The organism is Mycobacterium sp. IDR2000157661 (genome assembly GCF_022317005.1).
GTDB lineage: Bacteria > Actinomycetota > Actinomycetes > Mycobacteriales > Mycobacteriaceae > Mycobacterium.
On sequence record NZ_CP081006.1, the window covers coordinates 1,600,779 to 1,620,885 of the forward strand.

At 69.4% G+C, this 20,107-nt stretch carries 18 protein-coding genes and 1 pseudogene; 8 read left to right on the forward strand and 11 right to left on the reverse strand.

The window, feature by feature from the left end; genetic code table 11:
- Positions 1-2: 2 nt before the first annotated feature.
- Positions 3-422, reverse strand: coding sequence for a hypothetical protein (locus K3G64_RS08715; RefSeq protein WP_238949164.1), 420 nt, complete (start codon positions 420-422; stop codon positions 3-5).
- A 137-nt stretch (positions 423-559) separates the two neighbouring features.
- Positions 560-1,678 carry an alpha/beta hydrolase gene (locus K3G64_RS08720; protein ID WP_238949166.1) on the reverse strand — a complete coding sequence of 373 codons (1,119 nt, stop codon included), beginning with the start codon at positions 1,676-1,678 and terminating at the stop codon, positions 560-562.
- 230 nt (positions 1,679-1,908) lie between these two features.
- On the opposite strand from K3G64_RS08720, the gene K3G64_RS08725 reads away from it, so the two are divergent.
- Positions 1,909-2,880, forward strand: a complete 972-nt coding sequence (locus K3G64_RS08725) for an aldo/keto reductase (RefSeq protein WP_238949167.1) — start codon at positions 1,909-1,911, stop codon at positions 2,878-2,880.
- Between the two features lie 32 nt (positions 2,881-2,912).
- Positions 2,913-3,773 carry an endonuclease/exonuclease/phosphatase family protein gene (locus K3G64_RS08730; RefSeq protein ID WP_238949168.1) on the forward strand — a complete coding sequence of 287 codons (861 nt, stop codon included), beginning with the start codon at positions 2,913-2,915 and terminating at the stop codon, positions 3,771-3,773.
- Here the strand turns inward: K3G64_RS08730 and K3G64_RS08735 are convergent.
- The 6 genes from K3G64_RS08735 to K3G64_RS08760 form a co-directional block, all read right to left on the reverse strand.
- On the reverse strand, positions 3,760-5,577 hold the full coding sequence (locus K3G64_RS08735; protein WP_370647127.1) for a fatty acyl-AMP ligase: 1,818 nt from the start codon (positions 5,575-5,577) through the stop codon (positions 3,760-3,762). The genes K3G64_RS08730 and K3G64_RS08735 overlap by 14 nt on opposite strands.
- Positions 5,578-5,582: 5 nt before the next feature.
- Positions 5,583-6,749: a metallophosphoesterase gene (locus K3G64_RS08740; protein WP_238949170.1), complete on the reverse strand. Its 1,167-nt coding sequence runs from the start codon at positions 6,747-6,749 to the stop codon at positions 5,583-5,585.
- 88 nt (positions 6,750-6,837) lie between these two features.
- Positions 6,838-8,823, reverse strand: a complete 1,986-nt coding sequence (locus tag K3G64_RS08745) for a molybdopterin-containing oxidoreductase family protein (protein ID WP_238949172.1) — start codon at positions 8,821-8,823, stop codon at positions 6,838-6,840.
- A 76-nt stretch (positions 8,824-8,899) separates the two neighbouring features.
- Positions 8,900-10,000 carry an acyl-CoA dehydrogenase family protein gene (locus K3G64_RS08750; protein ID WP_238949174.1) on the reverse strand — a complete coding sequence of 367 codons (1,101 nt, stop codon included), beginning with the start codon at positions 9,998-10,000 and terminating at the stop codon, positions 8,900-8,902.
- Between the two features lie 7 nt (positions 10,001-10,007).
- Complete coding sequence (locus tag K3G64_RS08755; protein WP_238949175.1) at positions 10,008-11,183, reverse strand: acyl-CoA dehydrogenase family protein; 1,176 nt, start codon at positions 11,181-11,183, stop codon at positions 10,008-10,010.
- A gap of 48 nt (positions 11,184-11,231) precedes the next feature.
- Positions 11,232-11,951, reverse strand: a complete 720-nt coding sequence (locus K3G64_RS08760) for an NUDIX hydrolase (RefSeq protein ID WP_238949177.1) — start codon at positions 11,949-11,951, stop codon at positions 11,232-11,234.
- A 94-nt stretch (positions 11,952-12,045) separates the two neighbouring features.
- On the opposite strand from K3G64_RS08760, the gene K3G64_RS08765 reads away from it, so the two are divergent.
- The 5 genes and pseudogenes from K3G64_RS08765 to K3G64_RS08785 all read left to right on the forward strand — a co-directional run.
- On the forward strand, positions 12,046-12,294 hold the full coding sequence (locus tag K3G64_RS08765; RefSeq protein WP_238949178.1) for a BatC protein: 249 nt from the start codon (positions 12,046-12,048) through the stop codon (positions 12,292-12,294).
- A gap of 22 nt (positions 12,295-12,316) precedes the next feature.
- Positions 12,317-13,525: a cupin domain-containing protein gene (locus K3G64_RS08770; protein ID WP_238950527.1), complete on the forward strand. Its 1,209-nt coding sequence runs from the start codon at positions 12,317-12,319 to the stop codon at positions 13,523-13,525.
- Positions 13,522-14,415: a sucrase ferredoxin gene (locus K3G64_RS08775; protein WP_238949180.1), complete on the forward strand. Its 894-nt coding sequence runs from the start codon at positions 13,522-13,524 to the stop codon at positions 14,413-14,415. Before K3G64_RS08770 ends, K3G64_RS08775 begins: the two co-directional genes overlap by 4 nt.
- 58 nt (positions 14,416-14,473) lie before the next feature.
- Entirely contained in the window at positions 14,474-15,292 is an 819-nt protein-coding gene (locus K3G64_RS08780) for a formate/nitrite transporter family protein (RefSeq protein ID WP_238949182.1), read from the forward strand.
- 88 nt (positions 15,293-15,380) lie between these two features.
- Positions 15,381-15,650: pseudogene (locus K3G64_RS08785) on the forward strand (metallophosphoesterase); the annotation flags it as partial.
- Between the two features lie 11 nt (positions 15,651-15,661).
- On the opposite strand, the gene K3G64_RS08790 reads toward K3G64_RS08785, so the two are convergent.
- From K3G64_RS08790 to K3G64_RS08800, 3 genes are all read right to left on the reverse strand, one after another.
- Entirely contained in the window at positions 15,662-16,501 is an 840-nt protein-coding gene (locus K3G64_RS08790) for an SDR family oxidoreductase (protein WP_238949183.1), read from the reverse strand.
- 62 nt (positions 16,502-16,563) lie between these two features.
- A complete protein-coding gene (locus tag K3G64_RS08795; protein WP_238949185.1) occupies positions 16,564-16,854 on the reverse strand; it encodes a DUF732 domain-containing protein in 291 nt (96 codons plus the stop codon).
- A gap of 110 nt (positions 16,855-16,964) precedes the next feature.
- A complete protein-coding gene (locus K3G64_RS08800) occupies positions 16,965-18,542 on the reverse strand; it encodes an FMN-binding glutamate synthase family protein (RefSeq protein ID WP_238949186.1) in 1,578 nt (525 codons plus the stop codon).
- An 89-nt stretch (positions 18,543-18,631) separates the two neighbouring features.
- On the opposite strand from K3G64_RS08800, the gene K3G64_RS08805 reads away from it, so the two are divergent.
- On the forward strand, positions 18,632-20,101 hold the full coding sequence (locus K3G64_RS08805) for an amidase (RefSeq protein ID WP_238949187.1): 1,470 nt from the start codon (positions 18,632-18,634) through the stop codon (positions 20,099-20,101).
- Positions 20,102-20,107 lie beyond the last annotated feature (6 nt).

The window sequence follows — 20,107 nt, forward strand, 5'->3', positions numbered from 1 at the left end:
GGCTACGGCAATCGACGGGTGGTCAGCAGACCTTGTGTCAGGTCGCGCTGCAGCTGGTCCAGCATCGACCGGCGCCGCAGTGGCGGGCTATCGGTGTGGGCGTGCTGCGACACCCCTTTGATGACGTCGGCCAGCGCGTCGACCGACGACCATCGTGGCTGCCAGTCCAGTTCACGCTTCGCCCGGTCGCAATCGAGCAGCGGAACGCTGAACGCCATGTCCAGCCAGCCCCTGTCGATCGGCTGCAGACGGGCCCGCCAGCTCAGGTCGACGAGCGGGCCGAGCAGCGCCGACGGGACGTGGATCGGCCACGCGCCAAGCACTTTGGCCACGTCGTCGCGGCCGACCGGCGGCTCGGCGGCAAGTCGACGCAGCAGCGCGGTTCCGACGTTGCCGGATACTCCGGTGACGACGATTCGCATTGGTGTCCCTCCCCACTCGGTCACCGCTGAGCCGTCACCGGCAGGAATGCGGTTGTGTGCAGATGTTCGCTGTGAGGGCCGCGACGACGATGGGCATCTGCCCGCCCCCGCAGGCCGACGTGTACCGGACCTGAGGGTCAGCCTGCGACGGCGTGGGCAACCCGGCGACGCTGGTGGATCCCGGTGAGGAAGTTGCCCACCTCGACCGCGCAGCGGCGGGCGTGTGACGAGTCGACGAGATCGAATCCGTGCCCCGCGCGCGGAATCTCGCTGTAGTGCACAGCGTTTCGCGACACCGAGCGCAGTTCCCGGTGGAAGTGGCGTGCCTCCCCCACGGGGATGATGGTGTCGTGCTCGCCGTGGATCAGAAAGAACGGCGGTGCGTCGGCGTGGATGCGCGCCATCGGCGAGGCCGCCTCGAATACTCCGGGATGACGCGACTGCCTGCGGCCCACCACCACTCGTTCGAGGAAGTTCTGGAAGTTCTGCCGCGTCGGGGTGGAGCGGTCCTGCCAGTCATAGCGGCCGTAGATGCCGACGACCGCGTCAACGGAGGTATCGGCGTCCTCGGCGAGCTCCCCGCGGAACGCGGACTCGCCCGGGGTCAGGCCGGCCAGCGCGGCAAGATGGCCACCCGCCGAACACCCGGCGACCGCGACGAAGTCCCGGTCACCGCCGAACTTGTCGACGTTGGCACGTGCCCAAGCGATCGCGGCGTTGACGTCCTGGATGTGCCGCGGCCAGCGGTGCACGGGTGACACCCGGTAATCCATCGTCAGGCACACCCAGCCGCGCTTGACCAGATGGTGCAGCATCGTGTGCCCCTGCATGACGCGCGAGCCCTGCACCCACGCACCGCCAGGGACGAACAGCAGCACCGGCGCGTCCGGGGGCAGATCCGGAAGCCGCCACACGTCGAGCAACTGGGCCGGATGGCTGCCGTACTGCACCGAGCTGCGGTACAGGCAGCGCTGACGCTGTGCCCGGAACCGCAGGTACGGAGGTATCCGGCCGGCTTTGCCCATCGCGACGGGCTCGCCGGCGGCATCGGCGGGGGCTGCCGCTTGCGGATTGCCCCCGATTCGGCGGGTGACCATGCCACGCAGCGCCGTGGGCGCGTAGTGACCGCCGTAGAGCATCATCGCGGTGAGCCCCGCGAACGGCTCGAGATGCCTGCCCACCACGGGCAGCGAGGAGTAGAACCTGGTCGACGCCATCGCGACGTCCATCGGGTGCAGGGCACGCAGCAGGTTCATCGCGTCACTCCGCCACACCGGCGCCGGCCTCGCCGACGCGACCGCTACAGGACCCGCATGCGGCTTCTTCCAAACTGAACTGTCCACAGGACGGGCAGATGAAGTCGAGCATGTCGCGCCTTTCCGAGCCCGGCGGTCGCCGGTGTTTATCCAAGTCCGGCTCGCATACCCTGGCATCTTCGATGCAAAACCAACGCGGGCCGGGTTCTCGCGGTGGGTACGGTGGCTACGTGAGGTACATCGACGTCGACGGAGTCGGTCGGGTCAGCCGGATCGGCCTCGGCACCTGGCAGTTCGGCTCCCGAGAGTGGGGTTACGGCGACAACTACGCCTCCGGGCCGGCCCGCGACATCGTTAGACGATCGTTATCTTTGGGCGTCACGCTGTTCGACACCGCCGAGGTGTACGGCTTCGGCAAGAGCGAGCGGATCCTGGGCGAGGCTCTCGGCGTCGATCGCGCGACCGTGGCGGTGGCCAGCAAGGTGTTTCCCGTGGCACCGTTCCCGCCGGTGGTCAAGCGGCGCGCACGGGCCAGTGCGCGGCGCCTGCAGCTGGAACGCATCCCGCTCTACCAGGTCCATCAGTCGAACCCGGTGGTACCGGACTCGGTGATCATGCCGGGTCTGCGCGACCTGATCGACAGCGGCGTCATCGGCGCGGCCGGCGTGTCGAACTATTCGTTGGACCGGTGGCGCAAGGCCGACGCAGCGCTCGGGCGGCCGGTGGTCAGCAACCAGGTGCACTTCTCGCTGGCGCACCCGCAGGCGCTCGATGACCTGGTGCCGTTCGCCGAGCGGGAGAACCGCATTGTGATCGCCTACAGTCCGCTGGCCCAGGGTCTGCTGGGCGGCCGTTACGGCGTCGACCACCGTCCCGGCGGGGTGCGGGCGATGAACCCGCTGTTCGGGACCGAGAACCTGCGCCGCGCCGAACCGCTGCTGCAGACGCTGCGCGACGTCGCCGAGGAGGTCGGGGCCAAGCCGGCGCAGGTGGCGTTGGCGTGGCTGATCAGCCTGCCCGGCGTGGTCGCGATTCCGGGCGCCTCCAGTGTCGAGCAGCTCGAGTTCAACGTGGCCGCGGCGGACATCGAGCTCAACGCCAGGGCGCGCGATGCGTTGACCGACGCCGCGCGCGCGTTTCGGCCCGTCTCGGCGACCCGGTTCCTCACCGACCTGGTCCGCGAGAAGGTGGCGGGCCGCTAGGGGACCGTACGCCTCCGTGCACAATGCACGGCGTGCGTCCTGTGCTCCCCAGCATTCGTCGATGGCTGACGCCGCGCCGCCGCGACGTCGCAGTCGAGGCGTTCGGCGACCGCGGGTGGACGCGGGCCGAGACAGGCGGTGAATCCGACCGCCGCGAATTGGTGTTGACCACCTTCAACATCTGGAACGACGCCCACTTCGCCGATGAACGTCACCATGCGATCAGCGAGGTCGTGGTGCGGCACGAGCCCGACATCATGGTGTTCCAGGAGGTGACGCCGCGCGCACACGACATTCTGCTCAGCCACCCGTGGGTGCGCAGGCACTGCTTGTGCGCCGCGGTGACCGGCGGCGGCGCCGGCGACTACGGGATGTTGCTGCTGTCCCGTGTGCCGCTGCGCGGCGTCACCTATATCCAGTTGTCCAGCAGGATGCTTCGCGGCTTCCTGTGCGCGGACGTGGTCGCGGCAGGAGTGCCGACGACGGTGTGCTCGGTGCACCTCGACAGCGGCAAGGCTTCCGCCGGCCTCCGCGCCCGCCAACTCCGTGACGTGTTCGACGCGCTGGGAACGGTCGACGACGCCGTCGTGCTGGGCGACTTCAACATGCGCGATGCCGAGAACGCCCGGATCACCGCGCCGTTCACCGACGTCTGGCCGCTGCTGCGCCCGGACGAGCCGGGATACACCGAGGACACCTCGGTCAACCTGATGCGGCTCGACAGCACGAACAAGGACCGACACGTCCGGTTCGACCGCGTGCTGGTGAAGGGATCGGCCTGGCGACCGACGGCCATCGATCTGCTCGGCACACAGCCGATCGCCCAGTCACATCCGCGGATCTTCCCGTCGGACCACTTCGGGCTGCTCTGCCGGCTGGTCAGCGACGGCTGAACCGGCCGCCGAGGTACTCCGCGCGACAAGCCGTGCGGGCCAGCTTGCCGCTGGTGGTGCGCGGGATGGCGCCCGCGGCGACGAATCGGACGTCGGCGACGGCGATTCCGTGGCGCGCCAGCACCGCGTCCCGCACGGCGTCGACCGCTGGCGCCGGGTCGGTCCGGCCGGTGCCGGTGGCGCGTTCGGCGACGATCACGAGCTTCTCGGTGCCGCCGGCGGCGGGCACCGTGAACGCGGTCGCGTGTCCGCGTCGCACCATGGGCGACGCGGTTTCGGCGGTGGCCTCGATGTCCTGCGGATAGTGCTGGCGGTCGTCGATGACGACAAGGTCGGCGCGACGGCACGTCACGTAGAGTTCATCGCCGAGGAAGACGCCCAGGTCCCCGGTTCGCAGCCAATTCGCCTGCGGCGCAACACCGTCGGCGTGACTGCCGGCAGCCAGTCGGGACACGAGCTCGGCGCCGAAGACGTCGCGGGTCTCCTGGGGCCGCCCCCAGTAGCCGCGGCCGATGTTGTCCCCGTGCAACCAGATCTCTCCGATGTGGCCGTCGGGCAGTTCGGTCGCGGTGGCGGGATCGGTGATGACGGCCCACTGACTGCGTGCCACCCGGCCGCACGAGACGTGCGCCACCGCGTCGGGTGCATCCGCTGCGACGGGGACCGCCAGCCCCCGGGTCAGCGCGTCGCGGTCGAGGCGGACGGCGCTCGGCCTGGCGTCGGGCGGGATGGTCGAGACGAACAGCGTCGCCTCGGCGATGCCGTACGACGGCCGGAAAGCGTTGTGCTGCAGCCCGTACGGCGCGAAGGCGGCGGTGAATGCGGTGATGGCCTCGATGTCGACGGGTTCGGAGCCGACGATCAGCACCGCCTTGGTCAGGTCGACCGCATCCCCGGGTGCCGGACGTCCGCGTTGTGCGGTGTACTCGTAGGCGAAGTTCGGCGCCGCCGTCACCACCCGGCCGTCGCGTGATTCGTTCGACAGCGCCTTGATCCAGCGCAGGGGGCGGCGCAGGAACGCCGTCGGCGACATCAGCGTGGAGTGTCCGCCGTACACGGCCGGGAAGCCGATCATCGACAGCCCCATGTCGTGGAACAGTGGTAACCAGCTCAGGCCGTGCACCTTTCGGTCGAGCAGGTCGATCGACAGGATCATCTGGATCAAATTGGTGCCGACCGCGCGGTGCGTGATCTCGACACCGACGGGCGGGCGTGTCGCACCCGAGGTGTACTGCAGGTGCGAAACGTCGTCGAGCCGCAGTTGCGCGGGGGTGAACCCGTCGTCGTCGGCGGTGTCTTCGATCTCGTCGAGCAGCACCACGTGCGGCCTGGCGACACCGTCGAGGTCGTCGAGGAAGCTGTGCACGTCGGCCGCCGCGGCCGTCGTGGTCAACACCGCCGACGGTTCGCAATCGCGCAGGGCGGTGTCGAGTCGCTGGGCGTGGCCCTGCAGTTCGGGCGCGAACAGCGGCACCGCGACGGTGCCCGCCTTGACCGCCGAGAAGAAGCCTGCGACGTAGTCGAGGCCCTGCGGCGCCAGGACGGCGACGCGATCACCGGGCCGGGCGACCCGCTGCACGCGCGCGGCGATCGCCTGCAGCCGCGCCCCGAGTTGTCTCCAGGTCAGTTCCGCGGGTCGGCCGTCTTCGGTGCCGGTGTAGTCGAGGTAGCGGTACGCGGGCGCGTCACCGACGTTGGCGATGTTGCGGTCGATCAGCGAGATCAGCGTGACACCCGCAGGCACCTCGACACCGCCGTCGGCATCGAGGCAGTCCTCGATGCGCAGCAGCCCGTCGTGTGTCACCCCCGTCATGATGTGCTCTGCAACGTCAGCACGGAGATGTCCGGCGGGGCGCCGACCCGCACCGGGGGCCCCCAGAAGCCGGCGCCGCGGCTGACGTAGAGCCGGGTGTCGTCGACCGTCGACAGCCCGGCCAGCGCCGGCTGCGCGGTCCGTACCAGATAGTGGAACGGCCACATCTGTCCGCCGTGGGTGTGCCCGGACAGCTGCAGGTCGACGCCGCGCGCCGCCGCCTCGCCCACCATGACCGGCTGGTGGGCGAGCAGGATCGTCGACCCGCCGGCCAGGCCGGACAGCGCCGCATCGAAATCGGGTGCCTCCGAATGGGATTCACCGGCATAGTCGTTGACACCGGCGAGGTTGATCACCGCGGCGCCGCGCCGGATCTGGGTGTTCTCGTTGCGCAGCGGCTGCAGCCCGAGCCGGTTCAGCTCCCGCAGCCAGGCGAATGGATCGTCGACGAAGTACTCGTGATTTCCGGTGACGAAGTAGGCGCCGTCGCGAGATACCAGGTCGCGCAACGGTTCCGCGGCCTGACCCAGTTGCTCGACGGTACCGTCGACCACGTCGCCGACGATTGCCACCAGGTCGGGCGTCGTCCGGTTGATCATCTCGACGATCCGCTCGGCGTGCGCGCGTCCGGCCAACGGTCCGAGGTGGATGTCGGACACCACCGCGATCCGGTAGCCGCTGAACGCCGGATCGAGGTTGCGCAGGCGCACCGGAACCCGAAGCAGGTCGGGCGGGCCGACGGCGGTCGCGACGCCGTAGCCGACGAGGCCGACCGATGCGGCGCCCGCGGCCGCGGCGGACGCGCGGGCGATGAACAGCCGCCGATTGAGCGTCGCACTGTCCGAGGGGGTTTGGGCCCGTTTCGGAGACCGGCGAACCCATCGGCGCAGGGCCAGCCGCACCGGCTCGAGCAGCAGCGAGGTGAGGAACAGGTAGGCGGCCAGACCGAACCACACGTAGCCGGGCCACGCGATCCACGTCGTCTCGGTCGGTCCGAGGATCCTGGGCAGGATCAGCGCCGCGGCGAGCAGAGCGGCCAGCGCGATCACCACCACGGTGAGGATCCACCGCGCCCGGCCCGGCCGCGTCGTGTCCCTGACCAGTCGCTTCCACAGGTAGAGATGGATGAGGGCAAGGACCGTGCCGAGCACAACGAGGAACATGCACACCCTTCGCCAGACACCCGCGGCGTTGCACGGGTACCTCCATCATGCCGGGCGGGTCGGAAGTGCGACCTTGGCGACGAACGCGTCAGGCCGGGTGCAGGGACACCGCGATTCCGGAATAGCGCACCATGCCGGTCACGACGTCGATGTCGTCCTTGCTGGTGAGGCGGTTGACGTTGGCCGCGTGGTGACCGTGTGGAATCGACACCGCCCCGCGCCGCATCGCCTCGTCGAGCTTGGCCACGCCGGTGATCTCCCCGTTGGCGCTGCGCACCGTGACGGGGGCGCCGCTGACGACGCACGCTGCCGCGCCGTCGTCGGGATTGATCAGGATCTCGGCGGGCTCGCCGAGGAAGTCGAGTTGCCCGTTGAGCTTCTTGCGCTGCCTGCGCGGCACCAACACCAACGGCGGGGGCGGCTCGAGCGCGGCGAGCTGGCCCACGAGCAGCGGCGGCGCCAGACGCCAGCCGCCCATCCGCTCGATGTGCGCGTCGACCCACGCGGCGGGCAGTTCGCGCCCGGCGTCGGCCCATCCGGTGGCGGCCACCTCGTCGTACTTGGCCCGCGCGCCGGCCAGCAGGACGGTCAACACGTCGTCGTCGGTGCTGCGGTCGGGGTCGCCGAGCGTGCCGAGGTCATAACCGAGCCGCCGGCCCAGTTCGGCGAACACCCACCACATCGAGCGCCGCTCACCCACCGGCGCCACCACCGCCGGGGTGTACTGCACCGACACCCGGGCGCTGAGGATGTCGTGGATGGTGATGTCGGGCCGCTCCAGCGGATCCTTGGTCGGCAGCACATGGGTGGCCAGTCGGGTGGTCTCGTTGTCGACGATCTCGGTGGTCGCGAACACCTCGAGCCGCTGCAGTGCGGGCACGAGCGTGCCGGTTTCGGGGAAGCTGGTGACCAGGCTGCCGCCGACGTTGATGAGCGCACGGATGTTGCCCGCCGCGATCTCGTCGGGCAGCACCGCGCACGGCCACTCGTTGATGAACGCCTGTGCCTCGGGTCGGCTGCGGGGGCCGGGACCGAAGGCGCCGTCGATCGGTGTGATCGGCAGCAGGTCGCCGAAGGCCTCGAGTTGGTAGGCGAAGCCGGGGTGGAACCAGGTGCCGCCCGGCCGGTTCATCGCGCCGGTGAGGATCATCAGCACCCAGGCCAGCCATTGGGTGACGTTGGCCCGCTCGGCGGTCATGGTGACGCCGGTGCCGGTTTCGATGGCCACGCAGTTCGCCGCGCGCACCGCCGTACCGAGCCGGGTCAACTCTTCGGGGTCGACGTCGGCGAGGTGCGCGGTGTGCTCGAGCGTGAACGGTTCGACCGCAGCCGCGAGGTCGCCGAGACCCTGCAGCGGCACGTCGGCCTTCATGCCGTCGCGCAGCAATTCGCGCACCAGGTAGGCCAGCACGGCGTGATCGGTGCTGGGGCGCGGCGCGAGGTGACCGGTGGCCAGTCGGGCCGTCTCGGTGCGGCGGGGATCGATCACCCAGACCTGGCCGCGCCTGGCGATCTCGCGCACCGTGCCCGTCGGGTTGGGCATCGAGATCGCGTGGCCGTGCGACACCACCGGGTTCACCCCGACGAGCAGGAGGAAGTCGGCGTTGTCGAAGTCGGTGCGGCCGGACAGCCCCATGAAGCCGCCGACGAGATCGGAGACCAACGGCTTGGCGGTGCCGTCGATCGTCAGCGGGCTGAACTTGGCCGGCGTGCCGATGGCCGCGTGCAAAGCCTCGGCCATCCGGAAGCCGGCACTTTCCATGGTGGAGAAGTAGAACGCGACCGACTCGGGTCCGTGCCGGTCGATGATGTCTTTGAGCCTGGCGCCCAGGTCGTCGAGGCACGCATCCCACGAGGCGTCTCGAAGGGTGCCGTCGACCCGCATCTGTGGACGTTCGAGCCGGTCGGGGTGATGGTGCAGCAGCGGCAGCGCCCTGCCCTTGCCGCAGGTGTACCCCTTCGAGAACGGATGGTCCTGATCACCGCGCACCCGCAGCACCTGGTCGCCGTCGACGTCGACCAGGATTCCGCACACCGAGGTACAGATGCGGCAGAAGCTACGCACCGTCTGCATGGGAGAGAACGTACTCTCGCCAGCGGAGAATCACGCCTGCATTCGCGAGAATGCGATTATCGGCCGAGGGTCCGCCCTATAGCGCGACGGTGTCGTAGTCGCGGACATGGCCGATCAACGTGCGCAGCTGATCGTCGGCCGTGCCGAGGGTGTTGTCGATCGCGGTGAGCCGCGCCGCGTAATGCCCTACGGGGTACTCGGCCGTCATTCCGATGCCGCCGTGCAACTGGATGGCTTCCTGGGCGATGTGCCTGCCGGAGCGTCCGATCTGCAGCTTGGCCCGCGCGGCGATCACCGGATCGAACCGGCCGTCGGCGATCGACATCGCGGCGTAGAAGTTCATGCTGCGCGCGAGTTCCAGCGAAACGTACATATCGGCGGCGCGCTGGGTAAGCACCTGGAAGCTGCTCAGCGGAACCCCGAACTGCTTGCGGCTGGTGAGGTACTCGGTGGTGAGCCGCAACGCCTCCTCCATGGCGCCGACCGCCTCGGCGCACAGCGCCGACTGGTGGCGGATGACGGTCCGCGCGATGTGCTCGGTGGCATCCGCACCACCGGACAGCGGCTCGGCGGGCGTGGCGTCGAAGTCGAGCTGGGCGCCGCGCCTGCCGTCGAAGGTCCGAAAGTCGTGCCGCCTCACCGCTGCGCCGTCGGTCAGGAAGAGGCCTGCGCCGCCGTCGGGCAGCGCGGCCGTGACGATGACCTTGTCGGCCGAATCACCGGCCAGCACCGGGTGTTTGCGGCCGGTCACCGTCCAGTCGTCACCGCTGCGCTCGGCCCGGGTGCTCGGTTCGGCGGACGGTACCCGGGCGCCGGGCTCATCGTGCGCGAAGGCCAGCAGCGTCCGCCCCTCGGCGACCTCGTCGAGGAGCTGCTGCTCGGCCTCGAGATCGGCAAGCAATCCGCCCGGTACGAGTGCCGCCGGAGCGACCGGTTCCGGAGCGAGCCGCCGACCGAGCTCGGTCATCACGACCATGATCTCGATCTGGCCGGCCTCGTCGGGGTCGAAGCCCAGGCCGAGGATGCCGACCTCGGCCAACTGGCTCCACACCTCGCGGCGCCATGCGGGCCCGGTGTCGCTGATGCCCGTGATGCCGGCGATGTCGGAGTCGCGCGAGAGGACGTCTCGGGTGACGTCACGCAGGAGTTGCTGTTCTTCGGTCAGGTCGAAGTCCACGGTTCGCTCACAATCCCAGAATCGTGGACGCCACGATGCTGCGTTGAATCTCGTTGGTACCGCCGTAGATCGACGTCTTGCGGTAATTCAGGTAGCGCGGTGCGGCGTCCTGCGCCCACGCCGGCTGGTCGAGTTCGCCACCCACGTCGAACGGCAGCGCCTGCGGACCAGCGACCTCGACCAGCAACTCGGTGGCCGCCTGCTGCAGCTGGCTGCCGCGCAGCTTGAGGATCGACGACGCCGGGTTGGGCTTTCCGTCGGCCTCCGATCCGCTGACCCGCATCTGCGTCAATTCCAGTGCCAGCAACCCGTTCTCGATCTCGGCGACCCGCGCGGCGAACAGCGGGTCGTCGAGCAGCGGTGTCCCGTTCACGGTCAGCTCGGCGGCCCGCGCCTTGACCTGAGACATCCACAGTTTGGTGAGCCCGATGCGCGCGATGCCGGTGCGTTCGTTGCCCAGCAGGAACTTGGCGTAGGTCCAGCCCTGGTTCTCCTCGCCGACCAGGTTGCCCGCCGGGATGCGGACGTCTTCGAAGAAGACCTCGTTGACCTCGAAGCTGCCGTCGATCAGCTCGATGGGCCGCAGCGTGATGCCCGGGGTCGACATCTCGGCGAGCAGGAACGAGATACCCGCCTGCTTCTTGGGGGCGTCGGGATTCGTGCGGGCGAGCAGGAAGATCCAGTCCGCGTGCTGGCCGAGTGTCGTCCACGTCTTCTGCCCGTTCACCACGTAGCTGTCGCCGTCGCGCACCGCGGTGGTGCGCAGCGAGGCGAGATCGGAGCCGGCCTCCGGTTCGGAGAAGCCCTGACACCACCAGATGTCCAGGTTTGCGGTCGGCGGCAGGAAGCGCTCCTTCATCTCCTGCGAGCCGAACTGAGCAATCACCGGGCCGACCATCTTGGTGTTGAAGGCCAACGGTTCGGGGACACCGGCCAGCTGCATCTCGTCCAGCCAGATCTGGCGCTGCAGCGGCGTCCAGTCCTTTCCGCCCCATTCGACAGGCCAGTTCGGCACCGCCAGCCCGTTTGCATGAAGGATGCGCTGGCTGGTGATCATGTCGTCGGGGAAGTCCGGCTCTCCCTGCTGGACTCGCTCGCGGATCTCGGCCGGGATCTCGGTGGCGTAGAACCGCCGCAACTCGTCGCGGAAGGCGACGTCCTCGTCACTCAACGCCAACTTCACGGTCTGTCCTCTCGTCGGTGCTGATTACGGCTGACTACCCACGCGACACTACTTCCAGGCGAAGACCGGCTGCTCGAGGTCGTCGACCGGGTCGTGGCGGCCTTCGAGGCCCAGCCACCGCAACTGCAGCAGCACCGCGCCGGTGGGGGCGTGGATCAGGTCGTTACCGAGGGGGATCTGCACGACCGGCCGCGGGCTCTCGGGGATCTCGACGAAGCGCGGCGAGTCTTCGCGCTGTAACTGGTGCAGCCCGACCCGGTACACCGCCGTCACCTCGTCGGGCGCCGGGTACAGCTCGAGGCGTCCTGCGCCCCAGATCACCACCGGCGTGATGACGTAACCGGACCGCGTCGAATAATCGTCCAGCAGGCCGAGCACCGTCGACCCGTCCAACCGGACCCCCACCTCCTCGTCGAGTTCGCGCAGCGCGGCATCGACCACGGTCTCGCCCGGGTCGAGCCGACCGCCGGGCAGCGCCCACTGCGCGGCGTGCGTCGAGAGTCGAGAGGCCCGTCGACACAGCAGAAACGCCGCGCCCCCCGACACGTCGATCATGCGGCCGTCGAGGCCGTCCTCCGGCATCGGTCGCCCGGCGATCCAGTCCTCGACATCGGCGGGGTCCACCCTGTCCTCGCCCAGTTCCGAATCGACCAGCACCACCGCCACCGCGGCGTGCCGCTTGGTGGGATCCGTCACGGCACGGCGCTCATGCCGGGCGATGTTCGCGCGGATTCGGTCCCGCAGCGCCTCGTCGTAGCGGATGGTCACCGCTCGACCATAGCCGTGGCTGCCAAGCACCTTGTTTGCGTCGTAACCTGCAGGGCAACACCGTGCGGTACGACCACAACAGAAGGGGACCATGATGGCACTCGACGACGACGACATCACCACCTCCGGCGGCGGCGGCGAAGGCACCGCCGACGGCGGCTCCAACCCCGAGGGCCATGACGGTGGCGCCGACGGCACCGCAGGCGGCGAAGGCACCGCCGACGGCGGCTCCAACCCCGAGGGTCACGACGGTGGCGCCGACGGCACCGCAGGCGGTGAAGGCACCGCCGACGGCGGCTCCAACCCCGAGGGTCATGACGGCGGTGCCGACGGCACCGCGTGACATCTGCTCGATTCTGAGCCCGATGCTTCAGCGCTGCATCGCGACCGACGCCCGGACGTTCGCCGACGAGTACTGGGGTCGCAAGCCGTTACTCAGCAGAGCCGAGGCGCTGCCCCGCGACTTCGGCGATCTACTCAGCCCCGACACGGTGGACGAGTTGATCGCCGAGCGCGGGGTACGCGCGCCGTTCGTCCGGCTGGCCAAAGAGGGCGACGTCCTGGCCAAGGACTGCTATCTCGGGCCCGCCGGTTTCGGCGCGGAGGTGACCGATCAGCTCGACTCGGCGAAGGTGCTCGGCGAATTCGCCTCCGGCGCAACGATTGTGCTGCAGGGCCTGCACCGGCTGTGGCCCCCGCTGATCGACTTCGTCCGGCAGGCGGTCGACGATGTCGGGCACCCGGTACAGGCGAACGCGTACATCACGCCGCCGGTCAACCGCGGCTTCGCCCCGCACTACGACGTCCACGACGTCTTCATCCTGCAGGCCGCCGGGCAGAAGCGCTGGATGGTGCACGAGCCCGTCCATGAGCACCCACTGCCGTCGCAGCCATGGACCCGGCACCGCGAGGCGATCGCCGAGCGGGTCGCGACCGAACCGGTCATCGACACCGTGCTGAGTCCCGGCGATGCGCTGTACCTGCCCCGCGGTTGGGTGCACTCCGCGCAGGCCATGGAGTCCACGTCGATCCACCTCACCATCGGGGTCTCGACGACGACGGGAGTCGACGTGGCTCGCGCGGTGGTCGAACAGCTGGCGACCGACGCCGCGTTCCGGCGCTCACTGCCCATGGGCGTCGATCAGACCGACGTTGACGAGACCATCGCCACGGTGACCAAGGTGATGGCCGAGATGGTGGCGTCGCTGCGCGACGACGCGGCCGGCCTGAGCGGTGGCGCGGCCGCGCAGTTGGCTCGACGCTACGTCGACCAAACCCGCCCGGTCGCGGTACGACCCCTGGCTTCGCTGTCGGCAGACGCCGCAACGACGGCCGTGCGGTGGCGCCATGGACTGGTCGCGACCGTCGAACGGCGCGAGGGTCGAATCGTGCTGCGCCTGCCCGACCGCACCATGACGTTCCCGGATTCCTGTGCAGATGCCGTCGTGGCGCTGCACCGCGGACTGGTGACCGACGCCGCCGCAATGCCCGGACTCGACCGCCAGGATGCGACAGTGCTCATTCGCCGGCTGCTGCGGGAGGCCGTCCTCGTTCCGGTGCCCGGTCGCGCATGACCGCAGCCAACCGGGTGCCGTGCAGCGACCAGTCGCTGGCCCGCGACGACCCGATGTACGGCACCGCGTCGGCGGGCTCGAAGTGGCTGATGATCGAGTTGTCCGGCGGCTGGGGGCCGTTGGCATTCCTGCAGTCACCCAACTGCATCGACCCCGACGTCGGGCGCGCCATTGTGCGCAGGGCCGAGAAGGCCGGCATGCGCATCGCGGCGATCCGCCGCCACGGTCGGCGCCCCGACGTCGCGCGGTGGCGGTGGTTCGTGGCGCATTCCGACGTCGGACGCGAGGCCCTCTACGCCGGCGAGGTCGCCGATCCACGCGAGTTCCTGGACATCGACCTGGACGGCGGCGACGGCCGACTGTGCGCCGATCCACTGGTGGCGGTGTGCGCGCACGGTAAGCACGACCAGTGCTGCGCGGTACGCGGCCGCGGCGCTTGCCGGGCCATCGCCACAAAGTTCCCCGAGTTCACCTGGGAGTGTTCGCATCTGGGCGGCGATCGGTTCGCGGCGACGATGCTCATTCTCCCGGCGGGGCTGTGCTACGGGCGGGTCGACTCGGCGGACTCGGTCGATCTGGTGCGCCGCTATCTCGACGGGCGCCTCGACAACAGGTTCCTGCGCGGGCGGACGTCGCTGCCCCATGCGGTGCAGGCCGCCCAGTATTTCGCCAGGGACAAGTACGGCGATGACCGGATCGACGCGCTGCACCCGCTGGACGTCACCCGCGGCGAGCATCAGATTCGCGTGGTGCTCGCCGGCGAGCGCGGGCCGGTCGAAGTCGTTCTTCACGAGCAGTTGTCGGAGCCGTTGTTGTCGCAGTGCCGGGCCAAGGTCGCCGGCCAGGTCCGCGTCTTCGCGCTGGGGTCGATCGGCCTGACGTCGGCGTGAGACCAGCACCGACCGGGTATTCCACGCTGTCACCCTTCGGCCGACCGTCAGGACACCCGTGAGCAAGACCTCTCAGCGCGAACTCGGCGAGACCGACAGTCCCATCGAGGACTCGCTCGAACAATCCTTCCGGCGCATCGTCGACGAGGGCACCCAGCGGCTGCACCGCAGCTTCCGCGAGGTGCTCGTCACGGGCTTCTTCGGCGGCACCGAGGTCGCGGTCGGTGTGCTGGCCTACCTGTCGGTGCTCACCGCCACCGACAGCCACCTGCTGGCCGGACTCGCGTTCTCGATCGGCTTCCTGGCGATGCTGCTCGGCCGCAGCGAGCTGTTCACCGAGGGGTTCCTGGTGCCGGTGACGACCGTCGCCGCCAAGCGCGCCAACGTCGCCCAGCTGCTGAAGCTCTGGGGCGGAACGCTGCTGGCCAACCTCGTCGGCGGCTGGGTGATCATGTGGCTGATCATGACGGCCTACCCCAAATTGGAGGAGCGGGCCATCGAGTCCGGCACGCACTTCGCCACCGCACCGCTGTCGCTGGAGACGATGGCGTTGGCCCTGCTCGGTGGAATGGTCATCACCCTGATGACCCGGATGCAGCAGGGCACCGAGTCGGTGTTCGGCAAGATCGCGGCGGCCGTCGCGGGCGCCTTCCTGCTCGCCGGAACGCAGATGTTCCACTCGATCCTCGATTCGCTGCTGATCTTCGGGGCGCTCATCACCGGGCACGCACCGTTCGGCTACACCGACTGGCTCTACTGGTTCAGCTACACCGTCGTGGGCAACTTGGTGGGCGGTCTGCTGCTCGTCACCCTGCTACGGCTGCTGCGCAGCAAGGATCGCATCCGCGACGAGCGCCGGCAGGCCGAGGCATCCTGAGGCGATGACCGACAACCCGGCAGGAGTCGTCGAGTCGGTCGACCCGCCGGGGCGGGCGCGGCGGCGATGACGGCGCATCGCGGTGGTGCTCGCCGTGCTGCTGCTGGCCCACCAACCCAAGCAGGTGGTCCATGCCGCCCGCGCCGGGGTGGACCTGCAGCTGTCGGGGCACACGCACGGCGGCCAGATCTGGCCGTTCAACGTCCTGGTGCGGCTGGAGCAGCCGGTGGTGCACGGCCTGAGCCGCCACGGGGAGCGGACCCAGCTCTACACCAGTCGCGGTACCGGTTTCTGGGGTCCGCCGTTTCGGGTGTTCGCACCCAGCGAGATCACGCTGCTGACCCTGCGCCGACCGTAACGGCCGGCGGCTCAGGCGTTCTGGGCAGCGGCCCGGGCCCGCTCTGTCATCGACGCGACCACTCCGCCGTCGTTGAGGATGTCGGTGCCGGTGAGGTAGCCGGCCTTGGGCCCGGCGCAGAACGCGAACAGCTCCGCCATCTCCTCGGCCGTCCCCCACCGCGGGACGGCGGCGTCGGTCACCATCGCGCCCGCGCCCGCCTGCTCCTCGAGCCTGCCCATCTCGGTGTCGACCGAACCCGGCGAGACCGACACGATGCGCAATCCCCGCCCGGTGAACCGCTCGGCCTGCGAGCTGCTGTACCACCGGACGAAGCTCTTGCTCACCGCATACGCGATCCCGGACCGCAGCTCCTCGGGAACGACGGCACACGCCTCGAGCATGTCGCGCAGGAAAGCCTCGCCGTCGTGCATCGCCGCAGGGAAGCCGGCCGTCGGGATCATCTCCGCAGGCAACAGGTGGGCCGCCATCGACGCCACGTTGACGATCGCTGCGCCTCGGCCCGCCGTCTCGTGGAAGACCTCGTTCACGTTGACGGTGCCGATCGCGTTGGTCCGCATCACGTACTCCGCGTCGCCCATGCTGGGGCTCACGCCGGCGGTGTGGATCACCGACGCGATGGCGCCCATACGCGATGCGATCTCGAAGAGCGACGCGACGGCCTGCCGATCGGTGACGTCACAGTGCACTCCGGTGGCGGCGATCCCGCGGTCGGTCAACGCGGCCGTCGCGTCGTCGAGGCGGTCCCGGCGGATGTCGCACAGCACGATCGCATGATCCTGTCCGACGATTTCGGCGGTGGCTCGCCCCATGCCGCCTGCGCCGCCGGTGATGACCGAGACCGAAACCATACGACGTGTATACCAAATACGAGACAAAACGTCTTGTAAAACTCCCCCTCGCGGTGGGTCGGTCAGCAGCCGAGTTCGACGGTGGCGGCGCTGACGATATCCATGGCGCCGCCGGGCGATACGCCGAGGTCCTGCTGGACCATCTCGGCGGCATAGCGCGAGCCCACGCCCTGCTCGATGACGGCGCAGACCTTGTAGCCCTCGGACAGCAGTTGCTCAGGAGTGAGGAACCGGTACCTGTCCTGCAGCAACCACAGGTAGTCGGCATCCTGGGCCGTGGCCGGGGAGGCTGTGGCCAGCGCGGATGCGGCCAGTGCGGCCGCTGCGAGCCATAGCGAACCGGTCCGTCGCATGTGGGACATGGTTTCCTCCCCTGTGATGCAGTGACGCTGAGCCGATGCTATGCGTGCGCTCTCGCGACCGTTGGCAAATCATGGGCCCCGGCTGATCGAGACTCGTGTCATCAGCCCGCCGCGGTCGCCGACTCCGGTGCCGAACGGCCACGCGGTTCGCGGTCCGTCATCAGCCTGATGATCTGCTGCCGGTCAGCGTCCGACGGCAGACCCATGTCGGGACGGTAGCCGTAGACCTCGTGCAACGGCGTGACGCCGGTGCGGCCGGTGAGGATGTCGACCGATTCGGTGCTGATCAGGCCGGGATGCTCCACCCCGCAGGCCTCGGCCACCTTCACCAGATCGCGGCGCAGCGCCTTGATGTAGTTCGCGGCGCGAACGGCCTTGTCCTGGGGAACGAGCCCGCGGGCCAGCCAGGTGTTCTGGGTGGCGACGCCGGTCGGGCAGGTGTCGGTGTGGCACTTCTGCGCTTGGATGCAGCCGATCGCCAACATCGGCTCCCGCGCGACGTTCACCATGTCGCAGCCCAGGGCGAAGCCGATCACCGCATTGTCGGGCAGGCCGAGCTTTCCGCCGCCGATGAAGGTGACCTGCTCGTGCAGATTGCGTTCGGCGAAGATGCGGTACACCTGGGCGAAACCCAGCTGGAACGGGAGCGAGACGCTGTCGGTGAAGATCATCGGCGCGGCGCCGGTGCCGCCCTCACCACCGTCGATCGTCACGAAGTCGACACCGCGGTCCGTCTCACGCATGGCGTCGGCGAGGTCGCACCAGAAGTCGAGATCCCCCACCGCCGACTTGATGCCCACCGGCAGACCCGTCTCGGCGGCGAGCATCTCCACCCAGTCGAGCAGGCTGTCGGTGTCGTCGAACTCGGCGTGCCGCGACGGGCTGACACAGTCACGTCCCTCCGGGACCCCGCGGGCCGCAGCGATCTCGGCGGACACCTTGGCGGCGGGCAGCAGGCCGCCGAGGCTGGGCTTGGCGCCCTGGCTGAGCTTGACCTCCAACGCGCGCACCGGCGCACCGGCGACGACGTCCTTGAGCATGTCGAGGTTGAAGCGGCCGTCTTCGTCGCGGCACCCGAAGTAGGCGGTGCCGATCTGGAAGATCAGCTCCCCGCCGTGCCGGTGGTGGCGCGATATGCCGCCCTCTCCCGCGTTGTGCAGGCAGCCGGCCAGTCGGGCCCCTCGGTTGAGGGCCTCGGTGGCGTTGCCCGAGAGCGACCCGAAGCTCATCGCGGAGATGTTCACCACCGACTGCGGGCGGAACGCCTTGCGCCTGTTGCGCGGGCCGCCGAGAACTTTGGCGCACGGCAGCTCGACCTCGTAGCCGGCTCCCGGCGAGGTGGGCGGCGTCGCCCGCGGGAAGGTCCGGTGCTTGATGACGGGATAGCCGGCCGTGTGCTCCACATCGTTGTCGGTGCCGAAGCCGAAGTAGTTGTTCTCCTTCTTCGCCGAGGCGTACACCCACCGGCGCTGATCCCGGGTGAACGGCCGCTCCTCGTCGTTGGCCGCGACGATGTACTGCCGCAACTCCGGTCCGACCGACTCGATCAGGTACCGGGCATGCCCGATCAGCGGGTAGTTGCGCAGCAGCGCGTGCTTGTGTTGGAAGAGATCGTGCGCGACGACAGCCGCCACGGCGGAGGCGGCCGCAGCGGCGATACCACGAAGTGACCGGCCCATTGCCGTTGGGTTTCCGAATGGTCGCCGCTCAAAACAGATCCAGCGAACCGGCTGTCCTCAACCCGCGGGGTGCGGCATACGGTCGGAGGATGAACTTCGACGAGTACCGGACCTACGACGCGATCGGGCTGGCGAAACTCGTCGCCGACAAGGAGGTGTCGGCGGCTGAACTGCTGACCCTGGCGCGCGAGCGGGCCGGCGCCGTGAACCCGCGGATCAACGCTATCGTGAGTGACATCCCTGCGGCGGCGGCAGCCGACTACCGCGGTCCGTTCGCCGGTGTGCCCTTTCTCATCAAGGACCTTGCGCAGGACTACGCCGGGCTGCCCAGTTCCCAGGGTTCCCGGGCCTACCGGTCGCTACCGGTCGCCGAACACTCGACGGTGGTGCAGCGCTGGATCGACGCCGGCCTGCTCATCTTCGGCAAGACGAACACCCCGGAGTTCGGCGCGAAGGGGATCACCGAACCGGAGCTGTGGGGGCCGGCGCGCAACCCGTGGGATACCACCCGAACGCCGGGCGGATCGTCGGGCGGATCGGCGGCCGCGGTCGCGGCCGGCATCGTGCCTTGTGCAGGTGCGAACGACGGCGGCGGGTCGATCCGCATCCCGGCGGCCTGCTGCGGGCTGGTGGGCCTCAAGCCCGGACGCGGACTGACTCCCTCGGGACCGGGCAGTGGCGAGCCCATGCACGGCGCGGCGGTCCAGGGCGTGGTCTCGCGGACGGTGCGCGACACGGCCGCGATGCTCGACGTCATCAGTGGCGGCGAACCGAGTGGCCCGTATTCACCTGCGCTGCCGACGGCGTCGTTCGCGTCTTGCGTCGGGGCCGATCCCGGCCGGCTGCGGATCGGCGTTCGGGTGCCCTCGGCGATCACCCCCGACCCGCACCGGGAAGCGTGGAACGCCGTCGAGGCGGGGGTGCGTGCGCTCACCGACCTCGGCCACCACATCGACGAGCTCACCGAGGCGCCCTACGACGACGACGCGTTGGCCCGCGACTTCCTGTTGACGTGGTTCGTCCACGCCGCATGGGAGGTCGCCGAGGCGAAAAGGCTCACGGGTGCGGGTGACGAATCGTTCGAGCGCGACACGCTCGTCATGGCCGCACTCGGCCGGGGCACCAGCAGCGTGGACTATGTGGCCGCCGTCGAGCGACGTCACGAGTACACGCGCCGGCTGACGACCTTCTTCGGAACGTACGACCTGCTGCTGACGCCGACGCTGGCGACGCCACCGCCGAAGATCGGCGAGTTCGACCTGCCCGTCGCACTGCAGCGCGCAGCGGACGCCCTGCTCAAGACGCGTACCGCCCGCTTCCTGCGCTACACCAAGGTGGTCGACGACATGGTGGACAAGAATCTCGGTTGGGTGCCGTACACGCAGCTGGCCAATCTCACTGGGCGCCCGGCTGTTTCACTGCCGCTGCACTGGACCGCCGACGGCCTGCCGTTGGGGGTCCAGTTCGTCGCCCCGCTGGCCGGCGAGTCGACGCTGATCGGCCTGGCCGCACAGCTCGAGCAGGCGCTGCCGTGGGCGCACCGCGTCGCCCCGCTGTGAGAGCGG